This is a genomic window from Streptomyces sp. NBC_01351 (genome assembly GCF_036237315.1).
Lineage (GTDB): Bacteria > Actinomycetota > Actinomycetes > Streptomycetales > Streptomycetaceae > Streptomyces.
This window is the reverse complement of record NZ_CP108356.1, coordinates 3,255,519-3,277,136: the sequence shown is the minus strand read 5'-3', so window position 1 is coordinate 3,277,136 and position 21,618 is coordinate 3,255,519. Positions and strand designations below refer to the sequence as shown.

At 71.1% G+C, this 21,618-nt stretch carries 20 protein-coding genes and 1 pseudogene; 15 read left to right on the top strand and 6 right to left on the bottom strand.

Annotated features, from left to right (window positions below; genetic code table 11):
- Positions 1-3: 3 nt before the first annotated feature.
- From OG625_RS14710 to OG625_RS14700, 3 genes are all read right to left on the bottom strand, one after another.
- The gene (locus OG625_RS14710; RefSeq protein ID WP_329380356.1) at positions 4-495 is read right to left on the bottom strand and encodes a succinate dehydrogenase hydrophobic membrane anchor subunit; all 492 of its coding nucleotides are present in this window, start codon (positions 493-495) and stop codon (positions 4-6) included.
- Between the two features lie 5 nt (positions 496-500).
- Positions 501-881: a succinate dehydrogenase, cytochrome b556 subunit gene (gene sdhC, locus OG625_RS14705; protein WP_329380353.1), complete on the bottom strand. Its 381-nt coding sequence runs from the start codon at positions 879-881 to the stop codon at positions 501-503.
- Between the two features lie 152 nt (positions 882-1,033).
- Positions 1,034-1,639 carry a 2-oxo-4-hydroxy-4-carboxy-5-ureidoimidazoline decarboxylase gene (locus tag OG625_RS14700; protein ID WP_443067718.1) on the bottom strand — a complete coding sequence of 202 codons (606 nt, stop codon included), beginning with the start codon at positions 1,637-1,639 and terminating at the stop codon, positions 1,034-1,036.
- A 347-nt stretch (positions 1,640-1,986) separates the two neighbouring features.
- Between OG625_RS14700 and OG625_RS14695 the strand changes: the two genes are divergently transcribed.
- Together OG625_RS14695 and OG625_RS14690 are read left to right on the top strand one after the other, a co-directional pair.
- The gene (locus OG625_RS14695; RefSeq protein WP_329390679.1) at positions 1,987-2,727 is read left to right on the top strand and encodes an RNA polymerase sigma factor; all 741 of its coding nucleotides are present in this window, start codon (positions 1,987-1,989) and stop codon (positions 2,725-2,727) included.
- Complete coding sequence (locus tag OG625_RS14690; protein WP_329380350.1) at positions 2,727-3,767, top strand: hypothetical protein; 1,041 nt, start codon at positions 2,727-2,729, stop codon at positions 3,765-3,767. The genes OG625_RS14695 and OG625_RS14690 overlap by 1 nt, the downstream gene beginning before the upstream one ends.
- 220 nt (positions 3,768-3,987) lie before the next feature.
- Here the strand turns inward: OG625_RS14690 and OG625_RS14685 are convergent, their stop codons facing one another.
- Entirely contained in the window at positions 3,988-4,608 is a 621-nt protein-coding gene (locus tag OG625_RS14685; protein WP_329380347.1) for a L,D-transpeptidase family protein, read from the bottom strand.
- Here OG625_RS14685 and OG625_RS14680 point away from each other — a divergent pair.
- From OG625_RS14680 to leuE, 3 genes are all read left to right on the top strand, one after another.
- Positions 4,607-4,894, top strand: a complete 288-nt coding sequence (locus OG625_RS14680) for a hypothetical protein (RefSeq protein ID WP_329380344.1) — start codon at positions 4,607-4,609, stop codon at positions 4,892-4,894. The two genes, OG625_RS14685 and OG625_RS14680, sit on opposite strands and share 2 nt — an antisense overlap.
- A 141-nt stretch (positions 4,895-5,035) precedes the next feature.
- A complete protein-coding gene (locus OG625_RS14675; protein WP_329380341.1) occupies positions 5,036-6,619 on the top strand; it encodes an acyl-CoA mutase large subunit family protein in 1,584 nt (527 codons plus the stop codon).
- Positions 6,620-6,664: 45 nt separating this feature from the next.
- The gene (gene leuE / locus OG625_RS14670) at positions 6,665-7,327 is read left to right on the top strand and encodes a leucine efflux protein LeuE (RefSeq protein ID WP_329380338.1); all 663 of its coding nucleotides are present in this window, start codon (positions 6,665-6,667) and stop codon (positions 7,325-7,327) included.
- A 39-nt stretch (positions 7,328-7,366) separates the two neighbouring features.
- On the opposite strand, the gene OG625_RS14665 is transcribed toward leuE, so the two are convergent.
- Positions 7,367-8,713, bottom strand: a complete 1,347-nt coding sequence (locus OG625_RS14665) for a polysialyltransferase family glycosyltransferase (protein ID WP_329380335.1) — start codon at positions 8,711-8,713, stop codon at positions 7,367-7,369.
- On the bottom strand, positions 8,710-9,693 hold the full coding sequence (locus OG625_RS14660) for a glycosyltransferase family 2 protein (RefSeq protein WP_329380331.1): 984 nt from the start codon (positions 9,691-9,693) through the stop codon (positions 8,710-8,712). Before OG625_RS14660 ends, OG625_RS14665 begins: the two co-directional genes overlap by 4 nt.
- A 176-nt stretch (positions 9,694-9,869) precedes the next feature.
- Between OG625_RS14660 and OG625_RS14655 the strand changes: the two genes are divergently transcribed.
- From OG625_RS14655 to OG625_RS14610, 10 genes and pseudogenes are all read left to right on the top strand, one after another.
- The gene (locus tag OG625_RS14655; protein WP_329380328.1) at positions 9,870-11,360 is read left to right on the top strand and encodes a DUF6716 putative glycosyltransferase; all 1,491 of its coding nucleotides are present in this window, start codon (positions 9,870-9,872) and stop codon (positions 11,358-11,360) included.
- A pseudogene (locus OG625_RS14650) lies at positions 11,357-11,725 on the top strand (acylneuraminate cytidylyltransferase family protein); the annotation flags it as partial. The gene OG625_RS14655 and the pseudogene OG625_RS14650, both read left to right, overlap by 4 nt.
- 420 nt (positions 11,726-12,145) lie before the next feature.
- Entirely contained in the window at positions 12,146-13,054 is a 909-nt protein-coding gene (locus OG625_RS14645) for an N-acetylneuraminate synthase family protein (protein WP_329390677.1), read from the top strand.
- Positions 13,055-13,103: 49 nt separating this feature from the next.
- Complete coding sequence (locus tag OG625_RS14640; RefSeq protein ID WP_329380325.1) at positions 13,104-14,246, top strand: hypothetical protein; 1,143 nt, start codon at positions 13,104-13,106, stop codon at positions 14,244-14,246.
- A gap of 137 nt (positions 14,247-14,383) precedes the next feature.
- A complete protein-coding gene (locus OG625_RS14635) occupies positions 14,384-15,628 on the top strand; it encodes an amidohydrolase (protein ID WP_329390675.1) in 1,245 nt (414 codons plus the stop codon).
- A 242-nt stretch (positions 15,629-15,870) separates the two neighbouring features.
- A complete protein-coding gene (locus OG625_RS14630; protein ID WP_329380322.1) occupies positions 15,871-16,926 on the top strand; it encodes a BMP family lipoprotein in 1,056 nt (351 codons plus the stop codon).
- Positions 16,927-17,084: 158 nt separating this feature from the next.
- Positions 17,085-18,830, top strand: coding sequence for an ABC transporter ATP-binding protein (locus tag OG625_RS14625; RefSeq protein WP_443067717.1), 1,746 nt, complete (start codon positions 17,085-17,087; stop codon positions 18,828-18,830).
- Positions 18,827-19,942, top strand: coding sequence for an ABC transporter permease (locus OG625_RS14620; RefSeq protein ID WP_329380319.1), 1,116 nt, complete (start codon positions 18,827-18,829; stop codon positions 19,940-19,942). Before OG625_RS14625 ends, OG625_RS14620 begins: the two co-directional genes overlap by 4 nt.
- On the top strand, positions 19,939-21,204 hold the full coding sequence (locus tag OG625_RS14615) for an ABC transporter permease (RefSeq protein ID WP_329380317.1): 1,266 nt from the start codon (positions 19,939-19,941) through the stop codon (positions 21,202-21,204). Before OG625_RS14620 ends, OG625_RS14615 begins: the two co-directional genes overlap by 4 nt.
- The gene (locus OG625_RS14610; protein WP_329380314.1) at positions 21,201-21,599 is read left to right on the top strand and encodes a cytidine deaminase; all 399 of its coding nucleotides are present in this window, start codon (positions 21,201-21,203) and stop codon (positions 21,597-21,599) included. The genes OG625_RS14615 and OG625_RS14610 overlap by 4 nt, the downstream gene beginning before the upstream one ends.
- The last annotated feature ends 19 nt before the right edge of the window (positions 21,600-21,618 follow it).

The window sequence follows — 21,618 nt, the reverse complement described above, 5'->3', positions numbered from 1 at the left end:
TGCCTAGCGGATGTTCGGGTCGAAGGTGAAGATCACCAGCGTGCCCAGAAGGATGGTGAACACCGTGGCGGTGTAGAGCAGGCCCTTCAGCCACAGCCGCGTGTTGGCGCGCTCCGCGTAGTCGTTGATGACGGTACGCAGACCGTTGGCGCCGTGCAGCATGGCCAGCCACAGCATCAGCAGGTCCCAGGCCTGCCAGAACGGGGACGCCCAGCGGCCGGCCACGAAGGCGAAGCCGATCTTGGAGACGCCGCCGTCGAGCACCAGCTGGATCAGCAGGTGGCCGATGACCAGGACGACGAGCACGATGCCCGAGAGGCGCATGAAGAGCCACGCGACCATCTCGAAGTTGCCGCGGGTCGAGCGCGGGGTCTTGCCCGTGCGCTTGCGCGGCGCCTCGATGTACGGCGCCGGGTTGTCGACGTCGTAGAGGGAAACGCCCTCCACGTCACCGACGCCCTTGGTCATGTCGACGGAAGAAGTGTCAGAAGACATGCGTGTCACTTCCCGAACAGTTCAAGGTAGGCGTGGCCCAGGACGGGGTACAGGGCCCCGCCCATCAGCACGATCCAGATGCACACGACGGTCCAGAGCATCTGCTTCTGGTAGCGCGGGCCCTTGGACCAGAAGTCCACGGCGATGACACGGAGACCGTTGAGCGCGTGGAACAGGATTGCGGCGACGAGGCCGTACTCCAGCAGCGCGACGATCGGAGTCTTGTAGGTAGCCACGACATCGTCGTACGCCTCGGGGGAGACGCGGACGAGTGCGGTGTCGAGGACGTGTACGAACAGGAAGAAGAAAATGAGGACGCCGGTGACTCGATGAGCCACCCAGGACCACATTCCTTCCCGGCCGCGGTACAACGTTCCAGCCGGCACGGAAAACCCTCCGGAAGCGGGGCGGGGGCCAGCCGGCTTCTTTGTCGGTCGGGCCCGGCCGGGTACGGTCCTCCGGCCCCGGACATCGTAGCGACGCTTTGTCGGTTCCCTTGCGCGGGGGCCATCGGTGTGATCAAACAGGCACGGACGGACTATCCCACAGGGGCGAATAGCCCGAATTCGGTGGCAGGTACCCCATCTGTCGAGGTCAGTCGGCGTGTCACCTCGGCCAGCCGGGTCCGCGCGACACGGCGCAGCTCGTCGGCGGAGATCGATCGCTCCTCGTCCACCTCGTGGCCCATCCGGCGGCGGATCGCGGTGAGGAGCTGGTCCGCCTGCTCCTCCGGAGGGTGCTCGTCGAGGCTGATCACGAAGGCGTGTCGGAATTTGCGCTCGTACTCGGCGTGCGCCGCGTCGAGGGCCAGCAGCGCGGCGTACGGGGCGTCGTGGGCGAGTTCCGCCGAGCGTTCGGCGGCCAGAGCCTGCGTCAGGTCCGCCTGCGAGAGGTCGTACGAGGCCTCGTCCGCGGCGGCCAGCAGGGCTCCGACGTCGGGATACGGGCGGTGGGCGGCCACCCGGTGCGCCCAGCGCGCACTCCCGCAGCAGTGCATCAGGACGGCCTGGGCGGCTTCGGGGGAGAGGGCGTTGAACCGCGCCAGTCCGGAGCCGTGAGAAGGGTCGGAGCTGCCGCGGGCCTGTGCCGGAAGGTGGCTGGACAGCAGGGGGCTCCTCGGGGCGCGACGCGGGTGTTCCGCCACGCTATCGACGTGGAGCCGGGTGTGTCGTACCCATTCGAGGTTTTCACCCGGAAGTGAGCCGAAAGGATGACGTGAGCGGCGCGGGTGACGTGAGCGACGTGAGTGACGTCGGAGAGGTGGAGGACGACCGAGGCCGCCACCCCCCACAGGAGAGGCCCCGGTCGCCATCCGTCACGGGCTCGTGCGACAAGCCCGTACCCCTGTCAGCGCCCCGAGTGCGTTTTGTGTCACACCCCGCTCCGCGTAGGAATGGTTGCAGGTTGTACAACACGTGGACGAGGGGTGCGGAAAGCCGTAACGTGCTGATTTGCGCCACACGTACTGGGACGTTGAACGGGTTGGGGACTTTGCTGGGGGACGACGCGGAGCTGACCGCCGCGGTGCTCGCGGCACAGGACGGCGACGAGAACGCGTTCCGTGCTGTGTACCGCGCCGTGCACCCACGCCTGCTCGGATACGTACGCACGCTCGTCGGGGACGGCGACGCGGAGGACGTCACGTCCGAGGCCTGGCTGCAGATCGCCCGCGACCTCGACTCCTTCACCGGCGACGCCGACCGCTTCCGCGGCTGGGCCGCCCGCATCGCCCGCAACCGGGCCCTCGACCACATCCGCATGCGCGGCCGCCGCCCCGCCATCGGCGGCGACGACACCGAGCTCACCGGCTGGGCCGCGGAGTGCGACACCGCCTCCGCGGCCATGGAGTCCCTCGCCACCGGCAGCACCATGGCCCTGATCGCCCAGCTCCCCCAGGACCAGGCGGAGGCCGTCGTCCTGCGGGTCGTGGTCGGACTCGACGCCAAGAGCGCGGCCGAGACCCTGGGCAAGCGCCCCGGCGCCGTACGCACCGCCGCGCACCGGGGCCTGAAGAAGCTCGCCGAACTGCTCGGAGCGGCGGACGGCGAGATCGGCTTCCCGCCCGAATCGGACCTCGGAGTTCCCGTCGGTCATAATGCCGGTGGCCAGCCACGGGACGGCGGGGGCGGGAGGGATCTCGACGCCGTTCCCGCGCAGCGCGGCCGCAGCGGGGGCCTCGTAGAACAAACCGGTGTGACGCATTCACGTTGGCGGACGCAGAAGGACATGTGATGGCCGACGAGCGCGACGGGCGGTGGCTGGACGAAGCCGCGGCGGAAAAACTGCTGCGCGGTGAACCCCTGGAACCGGTGGGTCCGGCCGCGGACCCGCGCGCCCGCGCCGAAGCCGCCCGGCTGCGCGCGGCCCTCGACTCCCTGGCCCGGCCTCAGCCGCCGTCCGACGCGCAGGCGCGCGAGGCAGCCGCGATGGCCGCCTTCCGGTCGGCGCGCGGCGCCCGGCGCCCCGCGGCCGACCTCCCGCACGCGGTGTCGTACGCGGAGCCCCTGATCGAAATCGGCCACGTGGCCTCGACCCCGACCGCCTCCGCCGGCTCCGCCCTCACCGCCGCGCCGGCGTTCCGGCGCGGCCGGGCCGTGCGCTTCGGTCTGGCGGCCGCCCTGGCGAGCGTCACCGTCGGCGGCCTGGCCGCCGTGGCGGCCGCGGGGCTGCTGGGCCAGGAGCGGTACGACTCGGCGGGACCCGGGCCGGCGATGTCCGTGAGCGTCGACGAGGAACAGGCGAAGGGCGTCGGCAGCGGCGCCCCGACCCTCGCCCCGAAGGACCGGCGCACCCCGCACCGGGGCGACGGCGCGGTACCGGGGACGACTTCGGGCGCGACGCAGTCTCCCGGCGCGAGCGGGCGCACCTCGCCCGGCGCCTCGGCCACCGGGGGAAGCTCCTCGGGCACCTCCGCCACCGGCGGCCCGGACGGGGACACCCGGGAGGGCGAGGTCGGCGGCGGGGGCGGGACCCGCGAGACCCTCGGCGTCGAGGGCGATGCCAAGGAGGGCGACAGGGAGGGCCAGGACCTCCGACTCAAGGCCGTGGACCTGTGCAAGGACTACCGGGCGGGCAGCATCACCGCCGAGCGTCGCGAGCGCCTCTCGCTCCTGGCCCGCGGGGCCACCCGTATCCCGGCCTACTGCGAGTCGCTCCTGAGCGGCGTCACCGGGGGCGGCCAGCGTGGAGATTCGGCCACGGGAGACGGCTGGCCGAGCACCCGGACCCTGGCTCCCGCGAGCCCCGGCAGCCGCTTGTCGACCGTGCGCTGACGGACCTCGGAGCGTCTGCGGAAACTCGCGCGGACCTGCCTGTAACACTTTTCGACCCGCCGACGCAGTACATAACGAGCCGACTGGTCATCGGCCGCGCATGAGCCGGGGTTCCCCCCGTACCCCTGGGCTCTGCGCAACCGGCGCGGGCGGGGCACGTTCCCCCGGCCCTGCCCGCGCCCTCTACTTCAGACCGGATTCCCCCCCGGCCCGACCGGACTCACCAGTAGACGACGACCTTGTCGCCGGCCTGGACCTCTCCGAAGACCGCCGCCAGCTTGCCCTTGTCCCGGACGTTCACGCAGCCGTGCGAGGCGCCGGCGTAGCCGCGGGCCGCGAAGTCGGCCGAGTAGTGCACCGCCTGGCCGCCGCTGAAGAACATCGAGTACGGCATGGGCGTGTGGTAGAGCGTCGACACCCAGTCCTTTTCCTTCCGGTCCACCTTGAACACGCCCTCGCGGGTCGGGGTGTTCTCCGAGCCGAAGCGCACGTCCATCGTGGAGATGATCTTTCCGTCGATCATCCAGGCGAGCGTGCGGCTCTCCTTGCTGATGCACATCACGCGACCGGTCATGCAGCGCGGGTCCGGAGCGTCGGCCTCGTTGACGGTCGGCGGGCGCAGCTCGTCGGCGGTGGGCTTCTTCGTCAGCTTCTGGATCTTCTTCCAGGTGGCGTCATCGACCGAACCGCTCGCGGTCAGAGCGTTCTTCGACTGGAAGGACTTGACCGCGGCCGTCGTCTTCGAACCGTAGAAACCGGTCGGAGCGACCGTCATCAGCTTGAGCTGCTTCAGCCGCGCCTGGAGCTCGCGCACCTGCTCGCTGTCGTCACCGTTGGCCATGATGGGCTTCACGGTCGGCGAGGCGGAGGGCGAGGGCGAAGCGGAGGCGGACGCGGAGGCCGACGGCGAGGCGTCGGCCGGCTTGTTGTCCGTGGAGGGAGAGACCTCGGGAGTCGCGCCCGCCGTGGGCGAGGACGAAACGGAAGAAGAGGAGCCCGCGGACTCCGACTTCTGCGGTCCGCAGGCGGTCGCGGCGAGCGCGACGGCGGTGGCGATCCCGAGCGTGCGAATTATGACTCTGTGGCGGTGCATGAGCAGTCCCCCGATTTCTACGTCGTATATCTAGGTGATGCCTCGCGCGCGTGGAGAGTTGCACTCGGCCGAGGGATGTTGCGCCATTGTGACCAGGAGCCGTCCGCAGCCTTTCGAGGACATGTGCGCGTCGGTTGTACCAGCCCCGGGCCCACTTGCTCTACGGAGGACTGACGTGACGGCGCACACGGAGAGCGGAACCCCCATCGAACCCGTCTACCGACCCGGCGACCTGACGGGGTGGGACCCGGTGGAGGCCCTCGGGGAGCCCGGCGGGTTCCCGTACACGCGCGGGGTCTACCCGAGCATGTACACCGGCCGGCCGTGGACGATGCGGCAGTACGCGGGCTTCGGGACGGCCGTCGAGTCCAACGCCCGGTACCGGCAGCTCATCGAGGGCGGCGGTACCGGCCTGTCCGTGGCCTTCGACCTGCCGACCCAGATGGGGCACGACTCCGACGCCCCGCTCGCGCACGGGGAGGTGGGCAAGGTCGGGGTCGCCGTCGACTCCGTCGACGACATGCGGATCCTGTTCGACGGGATCCCCCTCGACCGGGTCTCCACCTCGATGACCATCAACGCGCCCGCCGCGCTGCTCCTGCTGCTCTACCAGCTGGTTGCGGAGGAACAGGGCATCTCGGGCGCGCAGCTGACGGGGACTATTCAGAACGATGTGCTCAAGGAGTACATCGCACGCGGAACGTACATCTTCCCGCCCGGCCCCTCGCTCCGGCTGACCGCGGACACCTTCCGCTACTGCCGGGCCGAGATCCCCAAGTGGAACACCATCTCCATCTCCGGCTACCACATGGCCGAAGCGGGGGCCTCGCCCGCGCAGGAGGTGGCCTTCACGCTCGCCGACGGGATCGCGTACGTGCGTACGGCCCTGGCGGCCGGGATGGCGGTCGACGAGTTCGCACCCCGGCTCTCCTTCTTCTTCGTCGCCCGCACCACCCTCCTGGAGGAGGTCGCGAAGTTCCGGGCGGCCCGGCGGATCTGGGCGCGCGTCATGCGCGAGGAGTTCGGGGCGCGGGACCCGAAGTCGCTGATGCTGCGCTTCCACACGCAGACGGCCGGGGTCCAGCTGACGGCGCAGCAACCCGAGCTGAACCTCGTACGGGTCGCCGTGCAGGCGCTGGCCGCCGTCCTGGGCGGCACCCAGTCGCTGCACACCAACTCCTTCGACGAGGCGATCGCGCTGCCGACGGAGAAGTCGGCCCGCCTCGCGCTGCGCACCCAGCAGGTGCTCGCGTACGAGACGGACGTCCCGCACACGGTGGACCCCTTCGCCGGGTCGTACGCGGTGGAGCGGATGACGGACGAGCTGGAGGCGGCGGCGCTCGCGCTGATGCGCCGGGTCGAGGACCAGGGCGGGGCGGTCGCCGCGATCGAGAACGGCTTCCAGAAGGGCGAGATCGAGCGGAACGCCTACCGCATCGCGCAGGAGACCGAGAGCGGGGAGCGGGTGGTGGTCGGGGTCAACCGCTTCACGCTGGAGCAGGAGGAGCCGTACGAGCCGCTGCGCGTGGACCCGGCGATCGAGGCGCGGCAGTGCGAGGCCCTCGCCCGGCTGCGGGCGGAGCGGGACGGGGAGGCGGCGGCGGCGGCGCTCGACGGGCTGCGGGCGGCGGCGGGCGGGACGGAGAACGTGCTGTACCCGATGAAGGAGGCGCTGCGCGCGCGGGCCACGGTGGGGGAGGTGTGCGGGGCGCTGCGGGAGGTCTGGGGAACGTACGAACCGGTCGATTCCACCTGGTGAAATCAAGTGGACTGACAGGTGCCACTTCGTGGGACACTCCTGCACATGCTGGGTGTGACAGATCTTCCGACTTATCTCGCCGGCCTGGTGCTGATCGTTCTGCTGCCGGGGCCGAACTCGCTCTACGTGCTGTCCGTGGCCGCCCGCCGCGGCGTCCGCACCGGCTACAAGGCCGCCGCCGGAGTGTTCACCGGCGACGCCGTGCTGATGCTGCTGACCGCGCTGGGCGCCGGGGCGCTGCTCGAAGCGAGCCCGCTGGTGTTCACCGTGGTCAAGTTCCTCGGGGCCGGATACCTGGCGTGGCTGGCCGTGGGCATGATGCGCGGCGCCTGGACGCTGTGGCGCACGCGCGCGGAGCGGGCCGAGGTCGAGGCCGCGGCGGTGGCCGAGGCCCCCGCGGAAGCGGGCCAGAACGAGCGGCCCTACCGGCGGGCGCTGCTGATCAGCCTGCTCAACCCGAAGGCCATCCTCTTCCTAATGTCCTTCTTCGTGCAGTTCGTCGACCCGTCCTACGCCTACCCGGCCCTGTCGTTCCTGCTGTTGGGCGGCCTGCTGCAGACCGGCAGCTTCCTGTACCTGACGCTGCTGATATTCGGCGGCACCCGCCTCTCGGCGGCCTTCCGCCGGCGCAAGCGGCTGTCGGCCGGGGCCACCTCGGCGGCGGGCGTGCTGTTCCTCGGCTTCGCGGCGAAGCTCGCCGTCAGCTGAGGCGGCCCGGCCGACAGCCGCTTGCGCCGGCCGAGCCCGTCAGCGCAGTACGCGGCGCAGCCGGCGGGCCACCCGCCGCACCGCCCGGCTCCGCGGCAGGAACGACAGCTGGGCGGGGATGCCGCCCGGCAGGCCCAGGCCGGTCAGCCGGCGGCGGGTGAAGTACCGCCAGGTGCGGGGGGTCAGGTGCCGGGCCAGGTACTCCTCGGCGGCCGGCCTGCGCCCGGCGAGGATCTGCGGCTGCATCGTGAACCCGACGGCCGTGAGCAGCCCGGCCGTCTCCTCGCGCACCCGCTCGGCGGCCGGCGGGGTCCAGGTGCGCACCGCCTCCGCGTCCGCGAGGTCGGGGAGCAGGGCGTCGACCAGGGCGAGCGGGACGCGGTTGCTATTCGGGTACGGGGTCAGGCGGGCCAGTATGGCGTCCGTGCCGGTGCGGGCCACCGGGAGCCCGTAGAGGGTGGCCGCGGTCAGCAGGCCGGTGGAGAAGCAGCCGACGACCAGTGCCGGGCGCAGCCGCTGGTAGAGGACCTCGGCCAGGACCGGGGTGTCGAGGACGGTGATCCGGGCGCCCAGCCGCTCCGCCTCCGCCTCCGCCCGGCGCGAGTAGGCGACCGGGGCGCTGGGGTGCGGCTTGAAGACCAGTTCCGTGTGGCCCAGCGCGTGCGCGCCCCGGACCATCGAGACGTGCAGCTCCTCCTCCTGCTCCGGGCTCATGAGGTCGAGCGCCGAGAGGTACTGGCCCAGGAGCAGGGCGGGGGCCTCCCCGATCCCGCCGGGGCCGGCCGCGGGCGGTTCCGCCGCCTCCGCCAGTTCCGCCAGCACCTTCTGGAAGGCCTCCGTCGGCACCAGCTCCGCCCGCGCCCCGAACTCCGTCAGCAGCAGCGGCTCCAGCCCCGGTACGAGGTCCAGGTGGAGCACCCGCCGTACGCGCATCCCGATCTGCGGGTCGAGCCGGAAGCGCGTGGGTCCGTAACTCATCAGCCCGTCGGCGTAGACCTCGACGGCGGCGCCCGGGAAGAGCCGGCACAGGGTCAGGGCCGGCGGTACCTGGAGGGACTCCACGATCAGCTCGACGCGGTCCTCGCCCAGCCCCCACAGGGTGCGCAGCTGCCGCTCCCACAGCGGGACGTCCTCCGCGCGCGGGGCCCAGGTGCTCGGGTGCTGGGGTTCGATGACGCGGTTCCAGTCGAGCACCTCGTCGAAGCGGGAGCGCAGGGCGGCGAAGCCCGGCATGTCCGCGACCCCGGGGGTGACCTCGGCGGCGACGGCGTGGTTGCTGGTCAGGAGGATCCGGCGGCCGGCGGGCGGGAAGGACCCGGCGTCGATGCCCGCGGCGAGGGTGGCGGCGCCGTAGAGGGTGGAGGCGAGGAAGAGCTGCGTGGTCATCGGGCGGTCGCCCCCGACAGGGCGCGGCGGCCGGGGCGCAGGCGGCGCAGGGCGGTGGAGCGTTCGACGTCCATCGAGTCGAGGACCTGGTCCAGTACGTCCTGGGGCATGCGTCCGAGCGCGGCCGCGCTCATCGAACGGAGTTTCTTGGCCACGACCGGTTCGAACCTTTCGATGGAACCGAAATGGTGCGCGATAATGGCGCAATATGTTCGTACGGCTTTCGGCAGCAGAAGATCGGATTCCCGGTCGTTCCGCACGTCCGAGAGGACTTCGTCGAATGCCTTGATGAAATCGAGCTGCCGTTCGTCCTTGATCTGCGTGAGTGAGGTGGAAACCCCGCGCCGGTAGAAGATTCCCGGCAGCCCGACCGCGGCAAAGGACTTCGCTTCCCGGTGCAGCCGCCAGATCCACGGCCGGTCCTCCGCCGTCCGCAGCCCGTCGGTGAAACGCAGCAGGCCACTGTCCAGCAGCCGCCGGTGGTACATGCCGGCCCAGGCGTACGGATAGTCCACCGAGGTGGCCCGGTCGGCGGGCAGGATCGCGGTCCGCGGATCGGCGACGACCCCCTGCGGACCGTACGGGACCCGCTGCACGCTGCGCGTCCTCCCGGTGCACTTGACGTGGTCGGTACGGATGAAGTCGCAGTCCAGGGACTCGATGGCCGCCAGCATCCGGGCCAGGTGGCCGGGGGCCAGCCAGTCGTCCCCGTCGAGGAAGGCGAGGTACTCGCCGCGGGCCGCGTCCAGCCCGGTGTTGCGCGCGGTGGCCAGGCCGCCGTTCCGCTCGTGTCTGAGGTGCACCACCCCGGGCAGCTCGCGCGCCGCCCGCTCCAGCAGATCGGGCGTCCCGTCCGTGGAGCAGTCGTCGACCAGGAGGAACTCGAAATCGTCCCGGGCGTTGAGGGCGAGGCTTTTCAGGGCATCCGGTGCATATGTCTGCACGTTGTAGAACGGCACGACAACAGAGAGCTTGGGCACCCGCGAGACATTAGGCCGGCGGCCGGCATTCATCATGGCCCGGATGCGTATTCCATGTGAACGCCGCACGGCGGGCGCGTTAACCCGTCCGGTTTCTCATTCCGTCGACGCGTTGTTAACCCGCTGTTGTGCGTTCGTTGGGCCGATGACCGAAATCGCGGAATAGCTTCTGCGGCGTGCCAGAACGCAAACGCGTCGCCGTACTCGCCGATTCCGATACGCGATGGAAATGGGGCGCACTCACCGCCCGCCGTCTCGTGCCCGACTCCGCCTCCGGCCCCGACCCCGACCAGGGGATGCAGCTCACCGGATACCTGCTGCGCGGCCGGGCCACGCCCACCGCGCGCCAGCTCGGCGAAGTGGGGGTGCGGGCCGACCGGCTCTCCGAGGTGACCTGCGCCGAATTCCTCGCGGAGATCGAGCGCGACCGGTACGACGTGATCGTCCTCGCCCTCGTCGGCGGGGCCGTCCAGGCCGTCCTGCACGGGGCCCGCGCGCTGTGGCCGAACCCCGCGAAGCGGCCCGTGTTCGTCACCGGCTACGTGGGCGTCGTGTACGAGAAGCTCGCCGACGGGCTGCTGCTGCGGCACGGGGCCGACCTCGTCCTCGCCAACTCGCGCCACGACGCCGAGCGCTTCCGCGCCGTGTACGAAGGGGTCGGCGCGGACGCCGGCGCCGTCACCGAGACCGCGCTGCCGTTCCTCGGCGGGGAGCCGTACGAGCCGGTCGGCAACCGCGCGCACACCGTCGTCTTCGCCGTGCAGCCCTCCGTCCCCGACAGCCGCGCCGACCGCGCGTACCTGCTGGAGCGCGCCGCCGCGCACGCCCGGCTGCACCCGGACCGCGAGGTGCTCATCAAGCTGCGCAGCCGCCCCGGGGAGCACACCACGCACCTGGAGGAGCAGCCCTACCAACGCCTCGCCGACCGGATCCCCGGCGGGCTGCCGGCCAACTGCCGCCTCGTCTACGGGAACATGGGCGAGGTCCTGGACGGCACCGACCTGCTGGTCACCGTCTCCTCCACCGCCGCCCTCGAATCCCTGCACCGGTCCATCCCGACGGCCGTCCTCACCGACCTCGGCATCCGCGAAGCCCTCGGCAACCACCACTTCCTCGGCTCGGGCTGCCTGGCCTCCTGGGACCAGCTCGACGCGGGTCTGCTGCCGCAGGGCGACCCGGCCTGGCTCGCGGCCCAGGGCGTCCGCCTGGCCGAGCCCGCTGCCGCTTCGGCTGCGCCGGGGCTCACTGCCGACGGTTCGGCTGCGCCCGCCCTCGGCTCGGCGGGTTCGGCTGCGCCGGGCTTGGCCGCGCAGGGGCTTTCCTTGCAAGCCTCGCCCGCGCCCGCTGCCCATGGCCAGTCCGCAGCGGGCGGCGATGCCTACGCCCTGGCCCGGGCGAAGCTCGCCGGGCTGCTGGAGCGGGCCGAACTCCCGGCCCCCGAGCCGTACTACACGCTCACCACCGCCCCCCGCTACCTGCCCGGGATCCTCGGGCGGCAGCACCTCGGGCCCGACGGCACCCCGCTGCCGGGCGCGGTACGGGAGTCGGCGGGGGAGTCCCGGCTGCGCCGCTGGGTCCGCTCGCACCTGCGCGAGGCCGCCCGCGGGGCGTACCGGCACGGGGTGCAGCGCGTGGCCCCGGTGATCCGCCGGATGGGAGAGCTGTGAGGGTCCTCGCCGTCATCCCGGCGCGCGGCGGATCCAAGGGCGTCCCCGGGAAGAACACCGAGCCCGTGGGCGGGGTGCCGCTCGTGGCCCGCGCCGTGGGCGCCTGCCGCTCCGCGCCCACCGTCACCGACGTGGTCGTCTCCACCGACTCCGAGGCCATCGCGGCCGCCGCCCGCGCGGCCGGCGCCGAGGTGATCGCCCGCCCCGCCGCGATCTCCGGCGACACCGCGAGCAGCGAGGCCGCCGTCCTGCACGCCCTCGGCGCCTTCGAGGAACTGCACTCCCTCACCGTGGACGTGGTCCTCCTCGTCCAGTGCACCAGCCCCTTCCTGACCTCCGGGGAGGTGGAGTCCGTCGCCGCCGCCGTCGCCACCGGAGCCGCCGACTCGGCGATGACCGTGGCCCCGTTCCACGGCTTCCTCTGGCGTGCTGACGCCGACGGCTCCGGGGCCGGCGTCAACCACGACAAGGCGTACCGCCCCCGCCGCCAGGACCGTCCCCAGGACCTCCTGGAGACCGGCGCCGCCTACGCCATGGACGCCCCCGGCTTCCGCACCGCCCGCCACCGCTTCTTCGGCCGGACGCTGCCCGTCGCCACCGACCCCGCCCGGGTCCTGGAGATCGACGACCCGCACGACCTGGCCCGCGCCCGCCTCTTGGCCTCCCTGTTCGACGAACGGCCCGACCCGCAGCCCGAACCCCCGCGCCACACACCCCTGCACCAGACGCCCCCGCAACAGACACCCCCGCACCAGACACCCCCGCACCGAAGGACGTCCCCTGCCATGACCTCCACCCCCGACCCCCGCCACCGCACCTTCGGATCGCGCACCGCCGGCCCCGGCCGCCCGGTCTACGTCGTCGGCGAGATCGGCATCAACCACAACGGCGAACTCGGCAACGCCCTCGCCCTCATCGACGCCGCCGCCGAAGCCGGCTGCGACGCCGTGAAGTTCCAGAAGCGCACCCCGGAGATCTGCACCCCGCGCGACCAGTGGGACATCGAGCGCGACACCCCCTGGGGCCGGATGACGTACATCGACTACCGCCACAAGGTCGAGTTCGGCGAGGACGAGTACCGCGCCATCGACGAGCACTGCGCCAAGCGCGGCATCGACTGGTTCGCCTCCCCGTGGGACACCGAGGCCGTCGCCTTCCTGGAGAAGTTCGACGTCCCCGCCCACAAGGTGGCCTCCGCCTCGCTCACCGACGACGAGCTGCTGCGCGCCCTGCGCGCCACCGGCCGCACCGTCGTCCTCTCCACCGGCATGTCCACCCCGCAGCAGATCCGCCACGCAGTCGAGGTGCTCGGCAGCGCCAACATCCTTCTCTGCCACGCCACTTCCACGTACCCGGCCAAGGCCGAGGAGCTCAACCTGAGGGTGATCAACACCCTGAGCGAGGAGTACCCCAACGTCCCGATCGGCTACTCCGGCCACGAGACGGGCCTCCAGACCACCCTCGCCGCCGTCGCCCTCGGCGCCACCTTCGTCGAGCGCCACATCACCCTCGACCGCGCGATGTGGGGCTCCGACCAGGCCGCCTCCGTGGAGCCCGGCGGCCTGACCCGCCTGGTCCGCGACATCCGCACCATCGAGACCGCCCTCGGCGACGGCGTCAAGCGCGTCTACGAGTCCGAGCTCGGCCCCATGAAGAAGCTCCGCCGCGTCCAGGGAGACCTGGCCACCGTCTGACCTCCGGTCCGGCGCGTATGAGGTTCCGTCCCCTGACGAGGAGTACGCCGTGCCCCTTTCCGCCTCCGCCCTCGCGTTCGTCGAGAGCCCGGTCCAGCTGCTGAACGTGCTGGAGTGGGCGCACGCGCGGGGCGCCGCCCCGCTGCTCGGTGCGGTGCCCAGCCAGTCCCGCCGCGACGGGTCCAAGGGCGCGGCGCCCGAACCCGGGGCGACGGGGCTGCGGATCGTCGTACTGCCCCCGACCGACCCCATGTCCCGCGGTCAGCTGCGCCGGATGGCGTCGCTGGCCCGGGACGAGGGGCACGAGGTCCGCTGGCAGGAGGCGCGCGGCGGCCGCCTCGCGCCCTTCAAGGCGCTCGCGGCGCTGGCGCGCGACGTCCGCGCCGCGCGCACGGTCGTCGTCGGCGACCCCTTCTCGCGCTACGTGCAGCTGCTGCTCACCCTCGTACGGGCCGAGGACCTCGTGGTGGTCGACGACGGCACCGCCACCATGGAGTTCATCGCCCAGACCGCCCGCGGCGAGCGCCTCGTCCGCTGGCACCGGGTCGGCGGCGGCGGGCTCCCCGCCCGGGTGAAGGAGCTCCTGTACGCGCCGGTCTCGGCGACCGCGCGGCGCCGCTTCACGCCGGGCGAGGGCAGCGGCCGCGCCGTCGAGGTGTTCAGCTCCATGCCGGTCACCCCGCACGGCGGCATGACGCTGCGGGTCAACGACTTCGCCTGGACCCGGGCCCGCTTCGGCCCGCCGCGCCTGACCAAGGGCACCGACCTCGTCGGCACCTCCCTCGTGGAGACCGGCGTGGTCGACCCGGACCGCTACCTGGACGCCGTGCGCACCCTGACCCGGGAGCACGGCGCCACCCGCTACTTCGCCCACCGCCGGGAGTCCCCGGAGAAGCTCCGCGCACTGAGCGAGGCGACCGGGCTGGAGATCGTACGGCCCGACCTGCCGCTGGAGCTGATCGCGCGGCGCGGCCCGGTCGGCCGGACCGTCGTCAGCTTCCCGTCAACGGTCGTCCACACGCTGCCGTTCGCCCTGGCCGGCACCGGAGTCACCGTGGCCGTATGCGATGTCGACCCCGACTGGCTGACCGGCACCGCCTCGCCCAGGGCCCGCGGATTCCTCGCCGGGGTCACCGACACGGCCCGCGACGTGCACAGACTGCCTGCTCAGGCGGCGCCCGCGGCCGGATGAGCGTGCGAGTGTACCCGCGGGCCCGCCCGGTCATGCGTCCAGAGGTCGGGTTTCTTTCCCCTAACGGCATGAACTTTTCGGGATCCCCGGCCAGTTGACCCGTCCGTGCGCCTAGGCTTCAACGGGTGAACCAGTTGATGTCCCGCGAGTCTCAGACCGCCCAGCCCGCCGCGTCCGACCGGCCCGAGCTGCCCGGCACACTTCCGGACCACCTGCGTGCCGAACTGATCGCCTTCCGCCGGGACTTGCACATGCACCCCGAGCTCGGACACCAGGAATTCCGGACCACGGCGGCGATCAAGGCCCGACTGGAGAAAGCCGGCCTGCGACCACGGGTACTGAAGTCCGGCACCGGACTCATCTGTGACGTCGGCAGCTGGGACGGGGAGCGTCCCGTGCTGGCCCTGCGCGCGGACATCGACGCCCTGCCCATCCCGGATGCCAAGACGCACGTCTCGTACCGCTCGACCTACCCGGACCGCGCCCACGCCTGCGGCCACGACGTGCACACCACCGTCGTCCTCGGCGCCGGCCTGGTCCTCGCCGAACTCGACCGGCAGGGCCTGCTGCCCCGCCCCGTGCGGCTGCTCTTCCAGCCCGCCGAGGAAGTGCTCCCGGGCGGGGCCACCGACGCCATCGACTCCGGGGTCCTGGACGGCGTGGGCAAGATCCTCGCCGTGCACTGCGACCCCCGGGTCGACGCCGGGAAGATCGGGCTGCGGCCCGGTGCCATCACCTCGGCCTGCGACCGGCTGGAGGTCACGCTCTCCGGCTCCGGCGGGCACACCGCGCGCCCGCACCTGACCACCGACCTGGTCACGGCGGCCGCCCGCGTGGCCCTCGACGTACCGGCGCTGCTGTCCCGCCGGATGGACGCCCGCTCGGGCATGTCCGTCACCTGGGGCCGGATCGAGGCCGGGCACGCCTGCAACGTCATCCCGATGCACGCCGAGCTGTCCGGAACCGTACGGTGCCTCGACCTCGGCGCCTGGCACGAGGCCCCCGACATGATCCACGCGGCGATCGACGAGGTCGCGACCATGCACGGGGCGAAGTTCGAGATCAACCACGTGCGCGGGGTGCCGCCGGTGGTCAACGACCCGGCGGTCACCGAACTGCTCCGCGAGGCCATGGCAGCCCGGCGCGGCGCCGACTCGGTCGAGGACACCGAGCAGAGCCTGGGCGGGGAGGACTTCTCCTGGTACCTGGAGCACGTCCCCGGCGCCATGGCCCGCCTGGGGGTCCGTACCCCAGGCGACCTCGCCAAGCGGGACCTGCACCGGGGCGACTTCGACGTCGACGAGTCCGCGATCGCGGTCGGCGTGGAGTTCTTCACGGCCGCCGCACTCCTGGACGGGCGACGGGCAAGGCCCTCCGCCTAGTCAAGGTTCGGGCAACGCCGAACCGAATTCCCTACCTCATTCGCGAGTCTCCCGGCGGGCGCGTCCAGCCCTTGGTACACAAGGGTTGGGCGCGTGAGCGTTACTGATCGGTCACTGTCTGATTCGCGACGATCCGATAACGACTCATGAACAGGCCCTTAACTGACATCTACGCGCGTTACGATCGCCGCGAAACCAGCGCCGGTCGTGGCGCTTCGGTCAGGTTTTGAAGGAGCCTCCCCTTGCGCCGGATCACCAGGATCGCCACCGTGGGCATCGCGTCCGCGGCGCTGGCCCTCTCGGCCACCGCCTGTGGCGGTAAGTCGTCGTCTGACACCTCTTCCGACAGCACCACGAAGGCCGCCACCGCCGCCATCGCGTACGACATCGGTGGCCGCGGCGACCAGTCGTTCAACGACGCCGCCTACGCGGGTCTGCAGCGCGCCGAGTCGGAGCTGAAGATCAAGGGCGCCGAGGCGGAGCCCACCGACGGCGAGGGCGAGGCCGACAAGGTCCAGCGCCTCACCGAGCTGGCCCGCAAGGGCAACAACCCGGTCATCGGCGTCGGCTTCGCCTACGCCCCGGCCATCAAGAAGGTCGCGCCGAAGTTCCCGAACACCACCTTCGGCATCATCGACGACACCTCGGTGACCGGCCCGAACGTCGCCAACATGGTCTTCAACGAGGAGCAGGGCTCCTACCTGGCCGGCGTCGCCGCCGCCAAGGCGTCGAAGACCGGCACGGTCGGCTTCATCGGCGGTGTCGAGGTTCCGCTGATCAAGAAGTTCCAGGCGGGCTTCGAGCAGGGCGTCAAGGACACCAACCCGAACGCCAAGGTCCTGGTCCAGTACCTGACCCAGCCGCCGAACTTCGACGGTTTCGCCAAGCCCGACCTCGGCAAGGCCGCCGCGCAGGGCCAGATCGACGGTGGCGCCGACGTGGTCTACGCCGCTGCCGGTCTCGCCGGTTCCGGTGCCATCGAGGCCGCTTCGGCCAAGGGCAAGTGGGCCATCGGTGTCGACTCCGACCAGTACAACCAGGCCGGTCTGGCGAAGTACAAGGACGCGATCCTGACCTCGGTCACCAAGGACGTCTCGGACTCCGTCTTCAACCTGATCAAGTCGGTCGAGGACGGCAAGCCGACCACCGGTGAGATCCGCTACGGCCTGGACAAGGACGGCGTCGGCCTGGCCGACTCCAACCCGAAGTACAAGGAGATGACCGACGTCGTCGCCGCGGTGGAGAAGGCCAAGGCCGACATCATCGCCAAGAAGATCACCGTCAAGACCGCCCCGTAAGGCAGTTCCTGACATGTAGTCGTGGTATCCGGGGTCCGGGCAGCGGTCTCAATCGCTCCCGGGCCCCGAACCACGTTCTTTGAGCCGCATTCCGTGTGGCTCGTGGCCAGTTGGCCGCAAGTTTTCACTTCCGACAGTGCTACGCGCGTAGAAGCATCGTGGACGCGATACTTTCTCTCCCCGCCCTGTCTCCCCTGCCTTCCGCTCCTTCCGGCCAAGGAGAGTGCGTCATCAACGCGTCCAGCCCGCCCCCCGCCGTAGAACTGCACGGCATCACCAAGCGTTTCCCCGGCGTCGTCGCCAACAAGGACATCGCGATCACCGTCCGCAAGGGCACGGTCCATGCCTTGATCGGCGAGAACGGTGCCGGCAAGTCGACCCTGATGAAGATCCTCTACGGCATGCAGAAGCCGGACGAGGGCACCATCGCCATCGACGGGGAGCAGGTCTCCTTCACCAGCCCCGGCGACGCCATCGCCCGCGGCATCGGCATGGTGCACCAGCACTTCATGCTCGCCGACAACCTCACCGTCCTGGAGAACGTGGTTCTCGGCGGCGAGAAGCTGTACGGCATCGGTGCCAAGGCGCGTAAGAAGATCAAGGAGATCTCGGACGCGTACGGCCTCGGCGTACGTCCCGACGCCCTGGTCGAGGACCTCGGGGTCGCCGACCGCCAGCGCGTGGAGATCCTCAAGGTCCTCTACCGCGGGGCCAAGATCCTCATCCTCGACGAGCCGACCGCCGTGCTCGTGCCGCAGGAGGTGGACGCGCTCTTCGACAACCTGCGCGAGCTCAAGTCCGAGGGCCTGACCGTCATCTTCATCTCGCACAAGCTGGGCGAGGTCCTGAAGGTCGCCGACGACATCACCGTCATCCGGCGCGGCACCACGGTCGGCACCGCCGACCCGAAGACCGCCACCACCAAGCAGCTCGCCGAGCTGATGGTCGGCGCCGAGCTGCCCTCCCCGGAGACCCGCGAGTCGACGGTCACCACCACGCCGATGCTCCGCGTCGAGGGGCTGACCGTAGTCGAGACCGGCTTCGTGACGACCACCCCGGTGGCCCTCTCGCACGATCCGCTGCCCGAGTCGGACGCGTACGTGTCCGAGAGCGTCGAGGCGGGCCGGCGGCTCCTGGACGACATCAACCTCACCATCCACAAGGGTGAGGTCCTCGGCATCGCCGGCGTCGAGGGCAACGGCCAGACCGAGCTCATCGAGGCCCTCATGGGCATGATGACCCCCGACGCGGGCGTCATCAGCCTGGACGGCAACGACATCACCAAGGCCCCGGTGCGCGAGCGCCGCGTCGGCGGCATCGGCTACATCCCCGAGGACCGCCACCGCCACGGCCTGCTGCTGGACTCCCCGTTGTGGGAGAACCGCATCCTCGGCCACGTCACCGAGGCGCCCAACTCCAAGCGCGGCATCCTCGACCTGAAGGCCGCCCGCAAGGACACCGAGCGGATCGTGCGCGAGTACGACGTCCGCACGCCCGGCATCGACGTCACCGCGTCCTCGCTCTCCGGCGGCAACCAGCAGAAGCTGATCGTCGGCCGCGAGATGAGCCACAACCCGAAGTTCCTCATCGCCGCCCACCCCACCCGCGGTGTGGACGTCGGTGCGCAGGCGCAGATCTGGGACGCGATCCGCGAGGCCCGCCGGGAGGGCCTGGCCGTCCTGCTGATCTCCGCGGACCTGGACGAGCTCATCGGCCTGTCCGACACCCTGCGGGTGATCTACCGCGGCCGCCTGGTCGCGGACGCCGACCCGGCGACCGTCACCCCGGAGGAGCTCGGCACCGCCATGACGGGCGCCGCCTCCGGGCACCTGGAAGCAACCGACAACCACTCCGCCGCCGGTACCGAGGCCGGTACCGATGCACCGGAGGACGAGGCCCGATGAAGAAATTCGACAAGGACCGGCTGATCCTCGGCTTCGCCGGGCCGGTGCTCGCACTGGCCAGCGCGTTCCTGCTGACCGTGATCGTGCTGGCCGCGACGGGCATCGACCCGATCGAGCCGCTCCGCCTCATGGTGGAGAACGCGAGCTACGAGGACGTCCAGGTCCTCATCGTGAACCAGGCCGGTACGTACTACCTGGCGGCCCTGGCCGTGGCCATCGGCTTCCGGATGAACCTCTTCAACATCGGCGTCGACGGCCAGTACCGCCTCGCGGCGATGCTGTCCGCCGTGGTCGGTGCGGCCGTGGCCCTGCCGGGCCCGCTGCACCTGCTGCTGATCGTCCTCGTGGCGATGCTCACCGGTGCCTTCTGGGCCGGCATCGCCGGTGTCCTCAAGGCCAAGCGCGGGGTCAGCGAGGTCGTCTCCACGATCATGCTGAACGCCATCGCGACCAGCCTGATCGCCTGGCTGATGCTGACGAAGAACCTCGGCGTCCAGCTGGAGGGCTCCAACGACCTGACGACCGGTGACATCGCCGAGTCAGGCTGGTTCCCGGCCGTGTCCATCGGCGACGGGCTGGAGATCTACGGCTTCACCTTCGTGGCCTTCGCCCTCGGCATCGTCTACTGGTTCACCCTCAACCGGACCCGCTTCGGCTTCGACCTGCGCGCCACCGGCGCCAGCGAGTCCGCCGCGCAGGCCTCCGGCGTCGACGCCAAGAAGATGATCGTCACCGCGATGCTCATCTCGGGCGCGGTCGCGGGCCTCGCCGGCATGCCGCAGCTGCTGGGCGAGACGCACACGTACAACCTGGCCTTCCCGACCGGTGTCGGCTTCACGGGCATCACCATCGCGCTGCTCGGCCGCAACAGCCCGGTCGGCATCCTCTTCGCCGCGTTCCTGATGGCCTTCATCGACAAGGCCTCCGCCTCGCTCGACCAGGCCGGGTACGCGAAGGAGATCGGCACGATCATGAAGGGCCTGATCGTGATCGCGGTCGTCGTCTCGTACGAACTCGTCCGCCGTTACGGCATCCGCCGGCAGCAGCAGAAGGTCGGCGAGGAACTGGCCGCGGGCAACGCCATCAAGACCGACAAGGAGGTCGCGGCGTGAGCGCCAGCACCGTTTCCGCGAAGCCGGCCGCCCCGAAGAAGCCGGCCGGCCGCAAGAAGCTCACCCTGCCCTGGATCATGCTGATCATCGCGGGTGGCCTCGCGCTGGTCTCGCTGGTCCGCCTGATCAGCGGCGCGAACGACCTGACCTCCGTCGGCCAGGTCTCCGGCGCCCTCTCGCTCGCCGTGCCGATCGGCCTCGCCGGCCTCGGCGGCCTGTGGGCCGAGCGCGCGGGCGTCGTCAACATCGGCCTCGAAGGCATGATGATCCTCGGCACCTGGTTCGGTGCCTGGGCCGGCTACCAGTGGGGTCCCTGGACCGGTGTCATCGCCGGTCTCGCGGGCGGCGCCATCGGCGGCCTGCTGCACGCGATCATCACGGTCACCTTCAACGTGAACCACATCGTCTCCGGTGTGGCGGTCAACATCCTGGCGCTGGGCTTCACCCAGTACCTGTCGAACTTCACCTTCGCCGAGGCGGAAGGCGGCTCCTCGAAGCAGTCTCCGCAGGTCGAGCCGATCTACAAGATCACGGTGCCAGGGTTGTCCGACTGGATGGCCGACCTCCAGGGCAAGCACTGGTTCTTCATCTCGGACCTCGCCGGCGTCATCGGCGGCCTCGTCACCGAGCTGTCGCTGCTGACCGTCGTCGCCCTGCTGCTCATCCCGGCCACCTGGTGGGTGCTGTGGCGCACCACCTTCGGCCTGCGGCTGCGCTCCTGCGGTGAGAACCCCACCGCCGCGGAGTCCCTCGGCGTCAACGTCTACAAGTACAAGTACATCGCCGTGATTGTCTCGGGCTCCCTCGCGGGCCTCGGCGGCGCCTTCCTGTCGATCGTCGCCAGCCCCATCTACCAGGAGGGCCAGACCGGCGGCCGCGGTTACATCGGCCTCGCCGCGATGATCTTCGGTAACTGGATGCCGGGCGGCATGGCGCTGGGCGCGGGCCTCTTCGGCTTCATCGACAGCCTCAAGCTGCGCGGTGGCGCCACGAACGTCCACGCGCTGCTGCTGCTGATCGCGATCGTCCTGGTGCTGGTCTGCGCCTGGCAGCTGTACAAGAAGAAGTACCTCCAGGCCGGCATCTCGGCGGCCTGTGCCGCGCTGCTGTTCGTCTGGTACGCGCTGACCGACTCGGTGCCCAGCCAGTTCGTGGACGCGGCCCCGTACGTGACCACGCTGCTGGTGCTCGCGCTGTCCGCGCAGCGCCTGCGGATGCCGAAGGCGGACGGCCTGCCGTACCGCAAGGGCCAGGGCAAGTGACGACGGCGCACCCCGTCGACTGGGAAGCCCTGCGCGAGGCGGCCCGGGACGCGATGTCCCGGGCGTACGCCCCGTACTCCGGCTTCCCGGTCGGCGCCGCCGCGCTCGTCGACGACGGCAGGACCGTCGTCGGCTGCAACGTCGAGAACGCGAGCTACGGGCTCAGCCTGTGCGCCGAGTGCGGCCTGGTCTCCTCCCTCCAGGCCACCGGCGGCGGCCGGCTGACGCACTTCACCTGTGTCGACGGCAGGGGCGAGATCCTCGTCCCCTGCGGCCGCTGCCGACAGCTCCTCTTCGAATTCGGCGGACCCGAACTGCTGGTGGAAACCCCGAAGGGGGTCCTCCCGCTGACGGAGATGCTGCCGCAGGCCTTCGGGCCCGACCACTTGAGATAAGCGTGCCGACGGCCCTCCG